Origin of the sequence: Micromonospora tulbaghiae (assembly GCF_900091605.1) — a bacterium.
GTDB lineage: Bacteria > Actinomycetota > Actinomycetes > Mycobacteriales > Micromonosporaceae > Micromonospora > Micromonospora tulbaghiae.
In genome coordinates, this window is record NZ_FMCQ01000010.1 from 36086 (window position 1) to 52157 (window position 16072).

Annotated in this window: 21 protein-coding genes and 1 tRNA gene; 18 read left to right on the forward strand and 4 right to left on the reverse strand. The window is 74.2% G+C overall.

What is annotated here, in order from left to right:
* Nucleotides 1–36: 36 nt before the first annotated feature.
* The 6 genes from GA0070562_RS30390 to GA0070562_RS25410 all read left to right on the forward strand — a co-directional run bounded on the left by GA0070562_RS30390 (nucleotide 37) and on the right by GA0070562_RS25410 (nucleotide 4986).
* A tRNA-Sec gene (locus tag GA0070562_RS30390) sits at nucleotides 37–132 on the forward strand.
* Between the two features lie 23 nt (nucleotides 133–155).
* Nucleotides 156–1448: an L-seryl-tRNA(Sec) selenium transferase gene (gene selA, locus GA0070562_RS25390; RefSeq protein WP_091426867.1), complete on the forward strand. Its 1293-nt coding sequence runs from the start codon at nucleotides 156–158 to the stop codon at nucleotides 1446–1448.
* 5 nt (nucleotides 1449–1453) lie between these two features.
* Nucleotides 1454–3217, forward strand: coding sequence for a selenocysteine-specific translation elongation factor (gene selB, locus GA0070562_RS25395; protein WP_091426868.1), 1764 nt, complete (start codon nucleotides 1454–1456; stop codon nucleotides 3215–3217).
* A gap of 45 nt (nucleotides 3218–3262) precedes the next feature.
* Nucleotides 3263–3460, forward strand: coding sequence for a hypothetical protein (locus GA0070562_RS25400; protein ID WP_013286387.1), 198 nt, complete (start codon nucleotides 3263–3265; stop codon nucleotides 3458–3460).
* Nucleotides 3460–4737, forward strand: coding sequence for a hemolysin family protein (locus tag GA0070562_RS25405; RefSeq protein WP_091426869.1), 1278 nt, complete (start codon nucleotides 3460–3462; stop codon nucleotides 4735–4737). Before GA0070562_RS25400 ends, GA0070562_RS25405 begins: the two co-directional genes overlap by 1 nt.
* 66 nt (nucleotides 4738–4803) lie before the next feature.
* Nucleotides 4804–4986: a hypothetical protein gene (locus GA0070562_RS25410; RefSeq protein ID WP_091426870.1), complete on the forward strand. Its 183-nt coding sequence runs from the start codon at nucleotides 4804–4806 to the stop codon at nucleotides 4984–4986.
* 9 nt (nucleotides 4987–4995) lie between these two features.
* Here the strand turns inward: GA0070562_RS25410 and GA0070562_RS25415 are convergent, their stop codons facing one another.
* Nucleotides 4996–5652, reverse strand: coding sequence for a hypothetical protein (locus tag GA0070562_RS25415; protein ID WP_091426871.1), 657 nt, complete (start codon nucleotides 5650–5652; stop codon nucleotides 4996–4998).
* Between the two features lie 127 nt (nucleotides 5653–5779).
* On the opposite strand from GA0070562_RS25415, the gene GA0070562_RS25420 reads away from it, so the two are divergent.
* Complete coding sequence (locus tag GA0070562_RS25420; RefSeq protein ID WP_091426872.1) at nucleotides 5780–5986, forward strand: hypothetical protein; 207 nt, start codon at nucleotides 5780–5782, stop codon at nucleotides 5984–5986.
* Here GA0070562_RS25420 and GA0070562_RS25425 read toward each other — a convergent pair.
* The 3 genes from GA0070562_RS25425 to GA0070562_RS25435 all read right to left on the reverse strand — a co-directional run bounded on the left by GA0070562_RS25425 (nucleotide 5983) and on the right by GA0070562_RS25435 (nucleotide 7635).
* Nucleotides 5983–6456, reverse strand: coding sequence for a hypothetical protein (locus tag GA0070562_RS25425; RefSeq protein WP_091426873.1), 474 nt, complete (start codon nucleotides 6454–6456; stop codon nucleotides 5983–5985). The genes GA0070562_RS25420 and GA0070562_RS25425 overlap by 4 nt on opposite strands.
* A complete protein-coding gene (locus tag GA0070562_RS25430) occupies nucleotides 6453–6662 on the reverse strand; it encodes a hypothetical protein (protein WP_013286381.1) in 210 nt (69 codons plus the stop codon). The genes GA0070562_RS25425 and GA0070562_RS25430 overlap by 4 nt, the downstream gene beginning before the upstream one ends.
* 127 nt (nucleotides 6663–6789) lie before the next feature.
* On the reverse strand, nucleotides 6790–7635 hold the full coding sequence (locus GA0070562_RS25435; protein WP_091426874.1) for a universal stress protein: 846 nt from the start codon (nucleotides 7633–7635) through the stop codon (nucleotides 6790–6792).
* A 128-nt stretch (nucleotides 7636–7763) separates the two neighbouring features.
* Between GA0070562_RS25435 and GA0070562_RS25440 the strand changes: the two genes are divergently transcribed.
* The 11 genes from GA0070562_RS25440 (at nucleotide 7764) to GA0070562_RS25490 (ending at nucleotide 16043) form a co-directional block, all read left to right on the forward strand.
* The gene (locus GA0070562_RS25440) at nucleotides 7764–8510 is read left to right on the forward strand and encodes an SAM-dependent methyltransferase (protein ID WP_091426875.1); all 747 of its coding nucleotides are present in this window, start codon (nucleotides 7764–7766) and stop codon (nucleotides 8508–8510) included.
* Between the two features lie 98 nt (nucleotides 8511–8608).
* Nucleotides 8609–9796 (forward strand): PP2C family protein-serine/threonine phosphatase, encoded by a 1188-nt coding sequence (locus GA0070562_RS25445; RefSeq protein WP_091426876.1) that lies wholly within the window; start codon nucleotides 8609–8611, stop codon nucleotides 9794–9796.
* 48 nt (nucleotides 9797–9844) lie between these two features.
* A complete protein-coding gene (locus GA0070562_RS25450) occupies nucleotides 9845–10315 on the forward strand; it encodes a MarR family transcriptional regulator (RefSeq protein ID WP_091426877.1) in 471 nt (156 codons plus the stop codon).
* Between the two features lie 307 nt (nucleotides 10316–10622).
* Nucleotides 10623–11261 carry a cardiolipin synthase ClsA gene (clsA, locus tag GA0070562_RS25455; protein ID WP_091426878.1) on the forward strand — a complete coding sequence of 213 codons (639 nt, stop codon included), beginning with the start codon at nucleotides 10623–10625 and terminating at the stop codon, nucleotides 11259–11261.
* A complete protein-coding gene (locus tag GA0070562_RS25460) occupies nucleotides 11258–12226 on the forward strand; it encodes a DUF881 domain-containing protein (RefSeq protein ID WP_091426879.1) in 969 nt (322 codons plus the stop codon). The genes clsA and GA0070562_RS25460 overlap by 4 nt, the downstream gene beginning before the upstream one ends.
* Nucleotides 12223–12555 carry a small basic family protein gene (locus GA0070562_RS25465; protein WP_091426880.1) on the forward strand — a complete coding sequence of 111 codons (333 nt, stop codon included), beginning with the start codon at nucleotides 12223–12225 and terminating at the stop codon, nucleotides 12553–12555. The genes GA0070562_RS25460 and GA0070562_RS25465 overlap by 4 nt, the downstream gene beginning before the upstream one ends.
* Nucleotides 12556–12565: 10 nt before the next feature.
* Nucleotides 12566–13513: a DUF881 domain-containing protein gene (locus GA0070562_RS25470; RefSeq protein WP_091426881.1), complete on the forward strand. Its 948-nt coding sequence runs from the start codon at nucleotides 12566–12568 to the stop codon at nucleotides 13511–13513.
* Nucleotides 13514–13567: 54 nt separating this feature from the next.
* Nucleotides 13568–13948 carry a glycine cleavage system protein GcvH gene (gcvH, locus tag GA0070562_RS25475; protein WP_091426882.1) on the forward strand — a complete coding sequence of 127 codons (381 nt, stop codon included), beginning with the start codon at nucleotides 13568–13570 and terminating at the stop codon, nucleotides 13946–13948.
* Nucleotides 13949–14164: 216 nt separating this feature from the next.
* Nucleotides 14165–14617, forward strand: coding sequence for an oxoglutarate dehydrogenase inhibitor Odhl (gene odhI, locus GA0070562_RS25480; protein ID WP_007071101.1), 453 nt, complete (start codon nucleotides 14165–14167; stop codon nucleotides 14615–14617).
* 50 nt (nucleotides 14618–14667) lie between these two features.
* The gene (gene ftsR / locus GA0070562_RS25485; RefSeq protein WP_175438873.1) at nucleotides 14668–15369 is read left to right on the forward strand and encodes a transcriptional regulator FtsR; all 702 of its coding nucleotides are present in this window, start codon (nucleotides 14668–14670) and stop codon (nucleotides 15367–15369) included.
* Nucleotides 15370–15578: 209 nt separating this feature from the next.
* A complete protein-coding gene (locus tag GA0070562_RS25490) occupies nucleotides 15579–16043 on the forward strand; it encodes a bifunctional nuclease family protein (protein ID WP_091427077.1) in 465 nt (154 codons plus the stop codon).
* Nucleotides 16044–16072: the final 29 nt, after the last annotated feature.

Sequence of the window (16072 nt, forward strand, 5' to 3'; positions counted from 1 at the left end):
GGGCGGCCTTCCGTCCGCTGTGGTTGACTGCTTCGTGGAGGCGTTCAGGCGGCTGGTGCCCCTCCCGGTCTTCAAAACCGGTGTGGTCCGGGACCCGGGCCAGGCGGGTTCGATTCCCGTCCGTCTCCGCCAAACCGTTCCCCGGGAGTGCGCCGATGCGTGAGGTCGACCCGCGACGGCGGGTGCCGCGCACCGACGCGCTGCTCGCCGATCCCGCGCTGGCCGCCGCCGCCGGCACTCTCGGCCGCGACCGGGTCAAGGCCGCGATCGTCCGCGCGCAGGACCGCGCCCGCCGCGGCGAGCTGACCCCCGATCAGGTACGCGGCGCGGCGCTGGCCGACCTGCCCGGCCGTACGCCACGGGCGGTGCTCAACGCCACCGGCGTCGTGCTGCACACCAACCTGGGTCGCGCCCCGCTCGCCCCGTCCGCCGTGGACGCGCTGGTCGCCGCCGCCGGGCACACCGACGTGGAGCTGGACCTGCGTACCGGGCTGCGGGCCCGGCGCGGCCGGGAGGCGCTCGACGCGCTCGCCGCGGCCGTGCCCGACGCCGGGGCGGTGCACGTGGTGAACAACGGCGCCGCCGCGCTGGCGCTCGCCGCGACCGCGCTGGCCGCCGGCCGGGAGATCGTGGTGAGTCGCGGTGAGCTGGTCGAGATCGGCGACGGGTTCCGCCTGCCCGACCTGCTGGCCAGCACCGGTGCGCGGCTGCGCGAGGTGGGCACCACCAACCGAACCACCCGCGCCGACTACGAAGCGGCGATCGGCGAGCGGACCGGGTTCGTGCTCAAGGTGCATCCGTCGAACTTCGTGGTCACCGGCTTCACCTCGGCGGTGCCGGTGGCCGAGCTGGCGACGCTCGGCGTACCGGTGGTGGTCGACATCGGGTCGGGCCTGCTCGCGCCTGATCCGCTGCTGCCCGCCGAGCCGGACGCGGCCACCACGCTGCGCGCGGGCGCGCACCTGGTCACCGCGAGCGGCGACAAGCTGCTCGGCGGCCCGCAGGCCGGCCTGCTGCTCGGCGACGCCGACCTGGTGCACCGGCTGCGCCGGCACCCGCTGGCGCGGGCGCTGCGGGTCGACAAGCTCACCCTCGCCGCGCTCGCCGCCACCCTGTACGCGCCGACCACGCCCACCCGGGACGCGCTGCACGCCGACCCGGCCCGGCTGCGGGAGCGGCTGGAACGGCTACGGGACCGGCTCGGCGAGGACGGCTGCAAGGCCGAGGTGGTGCCGTCGGCTGCGGTCGTCGGCGGCGGCGGGGCACCCGGCGTGGAGCTGGACTCGTGGGCGCTGAGCCTGCCCGAGCGGTACGCCGAGCCGCTGCGCACCGGCGACCCGGCGGTCCTCGGCCGGGTGCTGCACGGCCGGCTCCTGCTGGACCTGCGCGCCGTGCCGGAGGACGCCGACGACCGGGTCCGCGCGGCCGTGCTGAGCGTGGGGGACTGACCGGCATGTGGGTGGTGGCGACCGCCGGGCACGTCGACCACGGCAAGTCCACGCTGGTGCGGGCGCTGACCGGGATGGAACCGGACCGGTGGGCGGAGGAACGCCGCCGCGGCATGACCATCGACCTCGGCTTCGCCTGGACCACACTGCCGTCGGGCGGCACGATCGCCTTCGTCGACGTACCGGGACACGAGCGGTTCGTGCCGAACATGCTGGCCGGTGTCGGCCCGGTCCCGGCCGCGCTGATCGTCGTGGCAGCCGACGAGGGCTGGATGCCGCAGTCCGCCGAGCACCTGGCCGCGCTGGACGCGCTGGGCGTGTCGTACGGGCTGCTCGTTGTCACCCGCGCGGACCTGGCCGACCCGGGGCCGGCGGCGGCGCGGGCCCGGACGGAGATCGCCGCGACCTCGCTGGGTGAGGTGGAGGCGGTGCCGGTCTCCGCGGTCACCGGCGCCGGGCTCCCCGAGCTGCGCGCCGCACTGGACCGCCTGACCGCCCGGCTGCCCGACCCGGCGCGGGACGCGCCGGTGCGGCTCTGGGTGGACCGGGCGTTCACCGTCCGAGGCAGCGGCACGGTGGTCACCGGCACACTCGGCGGTGGCCGGCTTCGCACCGGCGACGAGCTGGAGCTGGCCGCCGACGGCGAGGCGGTGCGGGTACGCGGACTGCACTCGCTCGGCACGGCCCGGACCGAGGTCGAGGCGGTGGCCCGGGTCGCGGTGAACCTGCGCGGGCTGTCCCGCGACCGGGTCGGGCGCGGCGACGCGCTGCTCACGCCCGGCCGGTTCGGGCGTACCGACCTGCTCGACGTGCGGCTGTCCGGCGATCCGGCCGCCGACCTGCCGGCCACGCTCACCCTGCACGTGGGCTCCGCGGCGGTGCCCGCCCAGGTCCGGCCGCTGGGCCCGGACACGGTACGGCTGCGCCTGGCCCGCCCGTTGCCGCTGCTGATCGGGGACCGTGCGCTGCTGCGCGACCCCGGCCGGCACCACGTGGCGGGCGGCGTGACGGTGCTGGACGTGGACCCGCCGCCGCTGCGCCGCCGGGGCGCGGCGGCCGCCCGCGCGGCCGTGCTCGCCGGCCTGGACGGGCGGCCGGACCTGGCCGGGGAGCTGCGCCGCCGACGGCTCGCCCGGGCCGGTGACCTGACCCGGATGGGCGTGCCGCCGACCGCGACGCCGGTGGCCGGGCAGTGGCTGGCCGACCCGGATCACTGGCGGGATCTGGGCCGCCGCCTCACCGAGGAGGTGACCCGGTACGCCGCCGAGCATCCGCTCGCCGCGGGCGTACCCGCCGACGTGCTGCGCCACCGGCTCGACCTGCCCGACCGTGCCCTGGTCACGGCGTTGCTGCGCCCGCCGCTGCGGCTGCGCGACGGCCTGGTCACCGCCGCCCCCGAGCGGACCCTGCCGGACCCGGTGGCCCGGGCGGTGGACCGGGTCCGGGCCGAGTACGGCGACCGGCCGTTCCAGGCCCCCGAGGCGCACCACCTGGCCGACCTCGGGCTCGGCCCCCGCGAGATCGGCGCCGCGGTACGGGCCGGCGCGTTGCTGAAGCTGGCCGAGAACGTGGTGCTGCTGCCCGGCGCCCCGGACGACGCGGTGCGCGTGCTCGCCGCGCTGCCGCAGCCGTTCACGCTCAGCGCCGCCCGACAGGCGCTCGGCACCACCCGGCGGGTGGCGGTGCCGCTGCTGGAACTGCTGGACCGGCGCGGGGCCACCCGGCGGCTGCCCGACGACGCCCGCGAGGTGGTCCGCCCGCCGGGCTGAGTCAACCGGCGTCGCCCGCCCGTCCCGGTCACCTACCGTGACGCCATGGACCCTTCCGCGGTCTGGCGGGACAAGAACCACAAGTGGCGGATCGAGGCGTACCGCGCCCCGGACCTGCGATTCGCCATCTTCGCCACGAACGGCCCCACCGAGTCGGCGCCGCTGTGGCTGTTCGGGATGGCCGCGCTGGCCCGCTGGCTGATGACCCACGCGATCTCGCTGGACGACCTGGAGACCGACTGATGGGCGTGCAGGTCGCGCTGGTGCTGGTGCTGATCCTCGTCAACGCCGCCCTGTCTGGCAGCGAGATGGCGCTGGTGAGCCTGCGGGAGGGGCAGCTGCGGCGGCTGGCGCGTTCCGGGCGGGCCGGGGCGCGGCTGAGCCGCCTCACCCGCGAACCGAACCGCTATCTGGCCACCATCCAGCTCGGCATCACACTCGCCGGGTTCCTCGCCTCGGCCGCCGCCGCGGTGACGCTGGCCGAGCCGCTGGTCGGCCCGCTGGGCTTCCTCGGCGGGGCCGCCCGCCCGGTGGCGGTGTTCCTGGTGACGCTGCTGCTGACGTTCCTCACGCTCGTGGTGGGGGAGCTGGCGCCCAAGCGGCTGGCCATGCAGACGGCGGAGCGGTGGGCGCTGATCAGCGCCGGGCCGCTGGACCTGCTCGCCCGGCTGTCCCGGCCGGCGGTGTGGCTGCTCGGCCGCTCCACCGACCTGCTGGTCCGGCTCGCCGGCGGCGACCCGCGCGCCAGCCGGCAGGAGGTGACCGAGGAGGAGCTGCGGGAGATGCTGGTCAGCCAGCGCGGCCTGTCCGCCCAGCAGCGCGAGATCCTCGCCGGGGCGTTCGACATCGCCGGCCGTACGCTGCGGGAGATCATCGTCGCGCGCCGCGACGTGACCACGTTGCCCGCCGACCTGCCGGCGGCCGAGGCGATGCGCCGGCTGGCCGCTACCGGCCGGTCCCGGGCACCGGTGATCGGCCCCGGCGGGCTCGACGACGTGTGCGGCACCGTGCACATCCGCGACCTGGTGGACGCCGACGGCGCGCGTGTCGGCGACCTCGCCCGCCCGCCGTTGCTGCTGCCCGGCACGTTGCCGGTGGCCGACGCGATGCGGCAGCTACGCCAGCGGCACGAGCAGCTCGCCCTGGTGGTCGACGAGTACGGCGGCGTGGACGGCCTGGTCACCATGGAGGACCTGCTCGAGGAGGTCGTCGGTGAGCTGTACGACGAGACCGACCGGGATGTGCACCGCGCCGTCCGGGAACCCGACGGGGCGCTGCTGCTGCCCGGCGACTTCCCGCTGCACGACCTACCCGACGTGGGCGTCCGCGTGACGTTTCCGCTGTCGCGCGAGTACACCACGGTGGCCGGGCTGGTGCTGGCCGGGCTGGGCCGGCTGCCCGAGGGCACGGGGGAGCGGGTGCGGCTGCCCGGCCTCACCGTCGAAGTGGTCGAGGTGGCGGGACGGGCGATCCGCCGGGTCCGGCTGCGCGGCCCCGCTGTCGGCCGTACGCCGGACTGACACCCGGACGGGGGACAACCGCCCGATCCCCGTCCCCGGCCCCGCCGCCGGTCGTACGGTGCGGGCGTGAAGGACCGAGGAATGCGTACGTTCGTCACCGTGCTGGCCGGACTGGCCGTGATCTACTTCGGCTTCAGCGGCAGCCGCGACAGCGGCGGGGAGGGCGGCGTCTCCGGTGGCGTGGTGCTGCTGGCGCTGCTCGCGTCGCTGCTGGCCTGGAACCTGACCAAGCCCGGCCCGGCCAAGTAGCCGCCCGGCTCAGTGTGCCGTCGCGGCGCTGCGGCTCACCTCGCCCGCCGACTCCTCGCCCAGGGCCACCCGCACCAGCGCCGACGCCAGCCGGCCGAAGTCGCCCTCGCCGACCAGCCCGACCAGGTCACCGGGGCTCGCCGGCAGGCCCAGCCGCCGCGCCCCGGCGAGCGTGCGCCGGTCGGCGTACGGGCACACGTCCGGCCACACCGACTGCGCCTCCCGCAGGAAGATGTCCGCACCGGTGGGGCCGATGCCGGGGAACTCGGTGAGCAGCCGGCGCAGCACGGCCGGTTCGGAGCCGGCCTCGTTGTGCAGCCGGCGCAGGTCGCCGTGCCAGCGGTCGAGGCACAGCCGGGCGCCGGTGCCGAGCATGGTGGCCGTCCGCTCGTCGTAGCGCCGGTAGTGGCCCCGGCCCAGCGCGTCGACCCGGTCCTGCCAGCTCGCCGCCTCCATCGCCTGCGGGGTGCGGTAGCCGGCGGCGAACAACTCCCGGGCGGCGGCCACCGCCACCGAGGCCCGGATCCGGGTGCTCAGCAGCGTGGTGAGCACCAGCAACTGGTAGAGCGGGCCGGGCCGGTCCGCGAGGGCGATGCCGGCCTCCTCCGCGTACGTGCGGGACTGCCGGTCCAGCAGGGCACGCGCGACGTTGCGATCGTCTGGCATCCGTCCGGGTTACCCGCCCCGGCCCCGGCCAGACCTCCGGGCCGATGCGGAATGCGCGGGGCGGCGACGGGTACGCGGGCCGGGTGCGCGGTCGACGGCCGTGTGCTCCACCGGGAAGGAGAGACCCGTGGTCAAGCCGCAGCAGGAGGAACTGCGCCGGAACGATCTCGGCGCCACCAGCCAGGACAGCCGCAAGACGGCCACCCAGGCGGGCAGCCGTTCGCGAGGCGGGGGCACGTCCAACGCCGACGCGGGACGTCCCGTCCCCAAGGGGCAGGTGTCGCCGTACGGCCCGGCCGGTGAGCCGGTGGCCGACGACGAGAGCGACAGCTAGCCGCGAGCCGACGTCGGCCGCAGTCGCCGCCAGGTGGCTGCGGCCGACAGGCCGTACGCCAGGTGCGGGATCAGGTCGGAGACCCAGTCGCTGCGCCGCCAGGTACGCGGGTCGGTCACGCCGAGCACCGTCATCGAGCCGTCGGAGGTGGCCATCACGCCGCCGCCGAGCAGCACCGTGGCCAGCGGCAGCGGAATCCGCCGGCGTGCGGCGAGGACGCCGAACCCGGCCCCGGCGGCGATGCCCATGGCGTACCCCAGGAACGGCCCCAGACCGGAGCGGCGGTTCGCCGCCTCGTCGCCGGGGCCCAGGTCGACGTGCGTCACGTCGGCCAGCCGTCCGGCGACCGATTCCGGGGTGCTGCTGGCCGGCCGGGCCCGCAACGCCACGTCCAGGTAGGAGACCGCGTTGAGGACGGCGCTGCCGACGGCGCCCGCGATGGCGCCGTCGACAGCCGCTGCCGTCCTCACTTCGGGTCACCCGGTTCCCGGTTGCCCTTGGGGCCGTAGGTCCGTTCGCCCCGGACCACACCCCGTTGCCCCCGGTCGTCCTGCAGGATCCGGTTCGCGACCTGGTTGGCCTCCTTGTCGGACGCCCGTCCGGACTGCTCGACGAGGTCGCGAAGGCGTGCCCGCTGCTTGTCGTACGCGTTGCTGCCCGGCCGTGGTCCTGGCATCTCTGCCTCCTCCGGATCGCTGTCGGCTGACCGTAGGCGTCTACCCGTCCGGGCCGGGACCAACCGTTGCGGGCGGGTCCCCGCCGGGCCGGGCCGCCGCTCGGTCCGGGGCTCGGACCACGGCGACTCAGTCCAGGGTTCGGACCACCGCGACCGGGCAGGCGGAGCGGTGCAGGATCCCCTGGCTCACCGAGCCGAGAAGCAGCCCGCCCAGGGCGCCCCGGCCCTGCCGGCCCACCACGAGCAGCTGGGCGCCGGCCGACGCCGTGGTCAGCGCCGCGACCGGTTTGGCGCGTACCGCCTCGGCGTGCACCGTGAGGTCCGGCCACCGTTCGCCGATCCCGGCCAGCGCCTCGGTGAGTACCCGCTCGTCCTCCTCGGCCCCGTCGTCCCGCCCGCGCGGGGCCGGACGGGCGTGCACCATGTGCAGCGGCGCGCCCCGCGTGGACGCGGTCTCGGCGGCGAACTCGACGGCGGCGCGTGACAGCGTGGAGCCGTCCACGCCGGCCACGACCGGGCCGTCCGCCCGGGCGGTGCCGCGCGCGATCAGCACCGGGCAGTCGGCGTACGAGGCGACCTGGACCGCGACCGAGCCGACCACGAGCGCGGCGAATCCGCCCAGGCCCCGGTCGCCGAGCACGATCACGGCGGCGGTGGGGGACTCGCCGAGCAGCACCGCTGCCGCCTCCCCGTCGATGATCTCGCCGGTGATGCGCAGCCCGGGTGACTCCGCCTCGGCCACCGCGACCGCGTCGGAGACCAGTTGCTCGGCCTGGTTGCGCAGCCCGGCGCCGGGTGGCGACCCGGCCGGCGCGGAGACCGGTACGCGCAGCAGCGGCCAGATGAAGCCGTGCACCACCCGCAGCGGGCGGTTGCGCCGCCGCGCCTCCCGGGCGGCCAGGCGCACCGCCCGCGTCGCGGGCTCGGAGCCGTCCACCCCGACCACCACCGCGGCCCCGTTCGCCGAGTTCACCCGTACCTCCTCGTGGCCGGCGCTCCGCGGCCAGTATCGCGGCCCGGGCGGGCGGGCCGGGGCCGATACCGCCGGGGTCGCCCGGTGGGTACGCTGGCGTGCAGCGCCCAGGGGAGGGAGCCCCGTCGATGGATCAGCCGGACGGACCGAGCACCGCCCGCATGATCGACTACTGGCTCGGCGGCCGGCACCACCGCCCGGTGGACGTCGCAGCGGCCGCCGCGTTCGAGGCGGCGTACGGGCCCTGCGCGGCGATCTTCCGGTCGCTGCGCGGTTTCCTCGGCCGCACCGTACAGGCCATGGCCGCCGACGGGGTCGACGGCTTCCTGGTCTTCGGCGCGGGCGTGCCCACCTGCGGCAACGTGCACGAGGTCGCGCCGGAGGCGACAGTGCTCTACACCGACGTCGACCCGGAGACGGTCCGGCTGGGCCGGAGCCTGCTCGCCGGCAGCGACCGGGCCGGGTACGGCTACGGCGACGCCACCGACGTCGGGACCGTCGACCGGGCACAGTTGCACCGGTTCGTGCCGGGCTGGGGGAGACGGCCGGTGGGGGTGGTCTTCCTCGGGCTGGCGGCGTTCCTGGACGACGACACGCTCGCCCGTACGCTCGACGAGCTGTACCAGGCGGTGGCGCCCGGCAGCCGGCTGGCGATCGACTTCGACACCGAGGAGCTGGCCGGGCACCCCGAGGCGCTGGCCATGATGGGCCCGGCGTTCCGGATGCGGGCGCCCGAGCGGTTCGCGCCGCTGCTGGGCCGCTGGCAGCCGACCGGGGACGGCATCGTGCCGGTCGCGCGGTGGCGGCCGGCGGGTGAGCCCGAGCCGGTGCCGGACGCGTTCCACGGCGCGCTGGCGGTCCGCCCGGCCGGCTGAGCCGCTCCCGTCACGCCCGGCCGAGGCGGGGCGTTCGCCCTCGGGCGGCCTTCGTATGATGTTTGCCCTGTAGCAATAGTCGTCATCGGAGGATGAGCATGCCGGAGGGGTCCGGATCGGTGTCGCGTGCCCTGCGCACGGCGCCACCCGACCAGCTGGCGGAGACCGCGGACGCGGTGCTCCGCCAGACGCTCGGGGCCGCGCGGGCGGAGGTGTTCGTCGCCGACTACCGCGCCAGCGGACTCTGGCCGGTGCTCGACCCGGACGTGCCCGACGGCGGCCCGCTGCTGGCCCACACCGTCGCACAGCGCTGTTTCAGCAGCCAGGAGCCGGTGCTGGACATCGTCGAGGACGGCCGTTGCCGGGCCTACCTGCCGCTGTCGGTGTGGGGGGAGCGGCTCGGCGTGCTGATGGTGGAGCTGCCCGGCGACCCGGACGCGGCCACTGTGGAGGCCGCCCGGGACGCCGCGGGGGAGCTGGCCGTCGCGATCCGGGCGGCCGACCGGGAGACCGACCGTTACCGGCGTGCCCGGCGCCGGGAGCGGCTGAGCATGGCCGCCGAGATGCAGTGGGACCTGCTGCCGGGGCGCAGCGTACGGCTCGGTGACGCGCTGCTCGCCGGTCAGCTCGAACCGGCGTACACGGTGGGCGGTGACCACTTCGACTGGTCGGTGGACGGGGACCGGCTCACCCTCACCGTGCTCAACGGCACCGGCAGCGGGCTGGCCGCGTCGATGCTCACGGCGATGACGGTGAACGCCATGCGCAACGCAAGGCGGTCCGGCGGCAGCCTCGTGGAGCAGGCGGAGCTGGCCTCGGACACCATCTACTACCAGCACCGGGGCAGCCGGCACGTGGCCACGCTGCTGCTGGAGCTGGACAGCCGCCGGGGCGTGATGCGAGCGGTCGACGCCGGCTCACCGCAACTGCTGCGGCTGCGCGGGGGCCGGGTCACGCCGATCGCGCTGGAGCAGCAACTGCCGCTGGGCATGTTCGCCGAGACCCGCTACGACGTGCAGGAGTTCACTCTGGAGCCGGGCGATCGCCTCTTCGTCGTCAGCGACGGGGTGTACGGGGCGGAGCCCGACGAGCAGGAGCCGTACGGTGTGCGGGCGATGGCGCGCGCGATGCGGTCGACTCGGCTGCAGCCGGCGACCGAGGCAGTTGGTACGGTGATGCGCGAACTGCATGCGTACCATGCCGACGCGGATCTCCGTGACGACGCGGTCGTCGTCTGCCTGGACTGGCGCGGCTCCAGCCGGTCCGGCGACGTGACGGGGCAGTGACCGGGGCGGCGGAGCGAACACGAGCGGGACGATCGCAGGGGACAGCGAGTGGAGCGACCTCCGAATCTTGCCGCGGCCATCGAAACGGCTGCGGAGGCGCTCATCGGTGTGCTCGACTCCGCCACATCCCGGCACACCGTCAGCGTCTCGCCCACCCAGCTGCGGGTGCTGTCACTGATCGTGTCCCATCCGGACACCAACGTGAACCGGCTGGCCGAGCTGCTGGACGTGGTCCCGTCGTCGGCGAGCCGGCTGTGCGACCGCCTCGAGGCGGTCGGCCTACTGCGTCGGGTCGCCGACCCGCGCGACCGGCGGGAGGTGCGGCTGATCCCGACCGCGGCGGCGGATACGTTGCTGCGCGACCTCCAGGAGAGACGGCACCGGGCGGTGCAGGCCGTGCTCGACCGGATGCCCAACCGGGTGCAGCACGAGCTGCTGCTGGCGCTGGTGGCGTTCAGTCAGGCCGCGACGACCACCGCCCCGCAGGCAGAGTCGGACTCGACCGCCCGCACCGCCTGATTTCGCGCGCCGGTGTCTGCCCTGCCGGCGACCGCTCAACTAGTATCCTAGGATGCCTTAGCGGCTGTGACGGTCACCACCGTGACACCGCTAAGCAACGGCGCAGCGGGCACCCGGAGGAGAGCGGCGAGCCCGATATAGTGGCAGCGCAACTGGGCGGCCCGTGATCACGACGATGGCGGGCCGCGTCGGGGAGGTCCCAGCCCGGGATCACAGAGGGCGCCGGCGTCTGACCGGCCGGCAACGCGCACGTCCCTCCAGCGGCCGCTCATCCGGCTGCCGGACCGTGCTGCGAAGGGAGGGTTCGGTGTCGCGTCGGCCGGCTCCAGCGGAGCAACCGGATTCCGGGACCGCCACGGTCGTGGGAGACCGCGTCCTGACCCTGCCCAACCTGATCAGCTTCGTCCGGCTCGTCGGCGTGCCGATCTTCCTCTACCTGTTCCTCGTGGTCCGGGCCGACGTCGCCGCCATCGCGGTGCTCGCCGTCGGCGGCACCAGCGACTGGGTGGACGGCTGGATCGCCCGCCGCCTGGGCCAGGTGAGCCGGCTCGGGGAACTGCTCGACCCGCTGGCCGACCGCCTCTACATCCTCGCCACGCTGCTCGCGTTCACCGCCCGCGAGGTGGTGCCTTGGCAGTTCACCGGCGCGCTGCTGGCCCGGGAAGTGCTGCTGCTGGTGTCCCTCGGGGTGCTGCGCCGCTACGGCTACGGCCCGCCGCCGGTGCACTACGTGGGCAAGACCGCGACGTTCCTGCTGCTGGCGGCGTTCCCGATCCTGCTGCTCGCCGACGCGGTGCCGGACATCGGCACCGCCGCCGGCGCGATCGGCTGGGGGCTGGCCTGGTGGGGCCTGGTCCTCTACTGGGTCGCCGGCGCGATGTACGTGGTGCAGGCGAGCCGTCTCGTGCGGGCCATGCGGGCGGGGCGTCCCGGGGCGGCGGCATGACCACGTCGCCGCCCCGGGACGGGGAGAAGGAGCGCGACCCGTCGAACCGGGTGTACGCGCCGGACTTCCTGACCGAGCTGTTCCGCAATCCGCTGGATCCGGGGTACGGGGACGCGGCGGCGCGCCGGGCGACGGGCTCGATGTCGCGGGTGCGGCAGGTGCTGGGCCGGCCGGTGAGCCTGGTGGTGCTGGCGCTGATCGGTTTCCTGTTCGCGGTGGCGTACCGGGAGACGATGGCGGAGGAGCCGAGCCGCGCGACGGCGCGGGCGGGGCTGGTCGCCGAGATCAAGGGGCGAGAGGCGGAGACCGACCGGTTGACCGAGCGCGCCGAGCAGTTGCGTGAGGAGGTCAGCCGGCAGCGGGACGCGGCGTTGAGCGGTTCGCAGGCGTCCCGGTTGCGCACGTTGGAGGCGGGGACCGGCCTGGCCCGGGTGCGTGGGGACGGCGTGGTGGTGCGGCTGGCCGACGCGGCGGCGGACCAGGACGGGGTGACCGGCGGCGACGCGGGCCCGTCCCGGGTGCTGTACTCGGATCTGCAGAAGGTCGCGAACGCGTTGTGGGCTGCGGGCGCCGAGGCGGTGGCGGTGAACGGCCAGCGGTTGACGGCGACGTCGACGATCCGGTCGGCGGGTGAGGCGATCCTGGTGGACTACCGGCCGGTGACGGGTCCGTACGAGGTGCAGGCGATCGGGCCGAGGTCGATGCGGGACCGGTTCGACGAGAGCCGGGCGGCGGCGTTGATGCGTGAGGTGGCGCGGACGACGGGTCTGTCGTTCGGGGTGAAGCGGGTCGACGACCTCACCTTGCCGGCGGCGCCGCAGCCGCGGCTACGCTACGCCGAGCCTCCGGCGAGCCCCAGTCCGAGCGCGAGTGCGAGTGCGTCGGGTTCGGGTGGCGCCGGTTCGTCGAGTCCCGGGCCGTCCGGCCCGGGCGGTTCTTCCAGCCCCTCGGGAGGTGGCCGATGATCGCGGTGCTGGCGTTGCTCGCCGGTGTGGTGCTCGGGGTGTATCTGGACCCCACGGTGCCGGCGGCGTTGCAGCCGTATCTGCCGATCGCGGTGGTGGCCGCGTTGGACGCGGTGTTCGGTGGGGTGCGGGCGAAGCTGGACCGGATCTTCGACGACAAGCAGTTCGTGGTGTCGTTCATCTCGAATGTGCTGGTGGCGGCTCTGATCGTGTACCTGGGTGACCAGTTGGGCGTGGGCGGTCAGTTGTCCACGGGTGTGGTGGTCGTGCTCGGGGTGCGCATCTTCGGAAATGTGGCGGCGATCCGCCGGCACCTGTTCCGGGCGTAGGTTTGTGGCGATGAGCGAGGAACACAGGGAGACGGGTACCGGGTGGCCGCGGCCGGGGGAGCCGGCGCGGCCGTCGGGTCCGGCGGGTGAGCCGGATCCGCGCCCGGACGCGCCCGATCCGGACGAGTTGAGCCCGTTGGCGCCGGTGGAGCCGGTGGAGCCGGCGCCGGACGAGGTGGCGGAGCCCGCGGAGCGGGAGGCGGTGCCGGAGTCCGAGCCGGAGCCGGGTGCGGCGGCTGGTGCCGGGGCGCCGTCGGCGGCGCGGCGGTTCTCGTCGGCGGGCGCGATGATCGCGGTGTTGCTGGCGCTGCTGGGTTTCACGCTCGTGGTGCAGTTCAAGACGACGTCGACGGATCCGACGCTCGCGGCGACGCGGGAGGAGGACCTGGTGCGGATCTCGTCGGATCTGGATTCGCGGGAGCGGCGGCTACGCCAGGAGATCGAGTTGCTGGAGGAGAGCCAGCGGCAGCTGCGGTCGGGTGAGCAGGGTCGGCAGGCGGCGCTGGAGGAGGCGACGCGGCGGGCGGACGAGCTGGGCATCCTGGCGGGTACGTTGCCGGCGGTGGGTCCGGGTCTTGAGGTGCGGTTCTCGGGGCCGGCGAAGGCGGTGTCGTCGACGCGGATCCTGGACGCGGTGCAGGAGCTGCGGGGTGCGGGCGCGGAGGCGATGCAGATCCAGGGCGCGGACGGTACGGCGGCGCGGATCATCGCGTCGACGTATTTCGTGGACGGGGCCGAGGGTGCGCTGGTGGTGGACGGGCGGCGGTTGACGGGTCCGTTCACGATCATGGTGATCGGTGATCCGGCGACGATGCGTACGGCGTTGAACATTCCCGGCGGGGTGGTCGCATCGGTGCGGGACGGCGGCGGTAACGTGACCTCCGAGGATCGTGAGGTTGTGGAGGTTTCGCAGCTGCACGCGCCGATCAAGCTGGACCACGCACGGCCGGTCTCGTGACCGGTCGCGGCCGCGCCGGTTTCTCCGGTGCACCGATGACGAAGGACGCAGTTGGTGATTCCTGAGGATCTGCGGTACACCGCCGAGCACGAGTGGGTGGTCGGTGGTGACGGTGGTGTCGTCCGCGTCGGTATCACGCACTTCGCGCAGGACGCCCTGGGTGACATCGTGTTCGTGCAGCTGCCGGAGCCCGGTGCGGTGGTGGCCGCGGGTGAGTCGCTGGGCGAGATCGAGTCGACGAAGAGCGTGTCGGAGATCTATGCGCCGTTGAGCGGCGCGGTGGCGGCGCGCAACGAGGCGTTGGCCGACACCCCTGAGGTGATCAACACGGATCCGTACGGTGCGGGGTGGTTGGTGGAGATCACTCCGGACGATCCGGCGGCGGTCGAGGGTCTGCTGACCGCCGATGCGTACCGCGAGCTCACCGAGAGCTGAGTTCGTGCTGTTCCGGGCGGCGGCGAGGTTCCGCGCGTCCGGTTGCCCTGCATTTCGGCGCTGGCTAGGCTCGCCCAGTCGACCGAGAACCAATAGTTTGAGCGTTGCGGAATGCGCCTTCCCGGGCACGGGGAGCCAGCCGCCGGGTGTGGTGTTGCCCGGCGGCCAGACCCGCCATTCCCTGACGCCGACCGAACAGATCCGTGAGGTGGTCCCATGACGCGCCCAGACGACGAGTTCCCCCCGCTCGACGTCACTTCGACGCTCAATCTCGGTTCGCTCGACGAAGTGCTGGAGGGGCCGGACACCGATGTGGTGCCGAGCCGCATGTCTGGCTCGTTGCCGCCGGGTATGGCGTTGCTGGTGGTTCGCCGGGGCCCGAATGCGGGTGCCCGGTTCCTGTTGGACCACGATGTGACGACGAGTGGGCGGCACCCGGACAGTGACATCTTCCTGGACGACGTGACGGTGTCGCGTCGGCACGCGGAGTTCCACCGTGACGGTGGGACGTTCACGGTGCGGGATGTGGGCAGCCTGAACGGCACGTACGTGAATCGTGAGCGGGTCGAGGCGGCGACGCTGAGCAACGGTGACGAGGTGCAGATCGGCAAGTTCCGGGTGGTGTTCATCGCCGGTCCGCGCCCGGAGGAGGAGGCCGGCCGGGGGTGAACGAGCCTGCGGCTTCGACGCCGTCCGGGGCGGCGCGGGCGCCTGCGCTGATGAGTATCGGCGAGGTGCTGGCGCAGTTGCGGCCGGAGTTTCCGGACGTCACGATCTCGAAGTTGCGGTTCCTGGAGGCCGAGGGCCTGGTGGAGCCGCAGCGGACGCCGGCGGGTTATCGGAAGTACGGCTGGGACGATGTGGCGCGGTTGCGGTTCGTGTTGACCGCGCAGCGGGATCAGTACCTGCCGTTGCGGGTGATCCGGGAGCAGTTGGCCCAGTGGGACGGGTCTGGTCCGTCGCCGGGGCGGGGGCGGCCGAATCTGGTGGCTGTGGGTCCGGGTGGTGAGATTCCGGGCCGGGAGCCGGCGGAGTCGGTCGAGTCGTCGGAGGTGCGGCTGGACCGGGCGGGTCTGATCGCTCGTAGTGGTGTGGACGAGTCGACGCTCGCGGAGTTGGAGCGGCTGGGTGTGCTGGTGTCGGATCCGCCGGGGTGGTACGACGCGGACGCGTTGATCATCGCGAGTGCGGTGGCGGGTCTGGCGGCGTACGGGTTGGAGCCTCGGCATCTGCGGGCGTACCGGTCGGCGGCGGATCGTGAGGTCGGGTTGTTCGCGCAGTTGGTGGCGCCGTTGGCGCGGCAGAGCGATCCGGCGGCGCGGGCTCGGGCGGCGGAGACGGCGCGGGAGCTGGTGGCGTTGTCGCAGCGGTTGCACGCGGCGTTGGTGCGGGTGGGGCTGCGGTCGACGTTGGGCCGGTGAGGTTGTGGAAGGGCCGGGTGCTGTGGGCGCCCGGCCCTTCGTGGTGGGTGGGCGCGGAAAGATCTGGTCGGTGGAGCGTGTCGTAGGCTTGCCGGGGTATGCCCGTCCGGCGAGGCGTGGTGCACGTAGCGCGTGGGACTCCCGTGTCCTGGTCCGTGTACCGTGCAGGGAAGGGCGCGGTGCAAGGTGACGACGACACGGAGGCGGCGGTGCGCGAGCTGAGCGTGGTCGGAGTTCGGGTGGAGTTGCCCAGCAACCAGCCGATCGTCCTGCTGCGGGAGGTCGAAGGGGACCGCTATCTGCCGATCTGGATCGGTGCGGTCGAGGCGACGGCGATCGCTTACGAGCAGCAGGGGGTCAAGCCGGCCCGGCCGTTGACGCACGATCTTCTGCGGGATGTGCTGGCGGCGTTGCAGGCGCCGTTGCGGGCGGTGGAGATCATCGAGTTGAAGGAGAACGTGTTCTACGCGGATCTTCTCCTCGGTGACGGTGTGCGGGTGTCGGCGCGGCCGAGTGACTCCATCGCGTTGGCGTTGCGGGTGGGTGCTCCGATTCGTTGTGCGGAGCAGGTCCTCAGCGAGGCGGGGATCGTGATCCCGGACGAGCAGGAGGACGAGGTGGAGAAGTTCCGGGAGTTCCTGGAGCAGGTGCGTCCGGAGGACTTCGCGGGTTGAGGTGTCCCGGCCGGGTGGCCGGGGTCGGC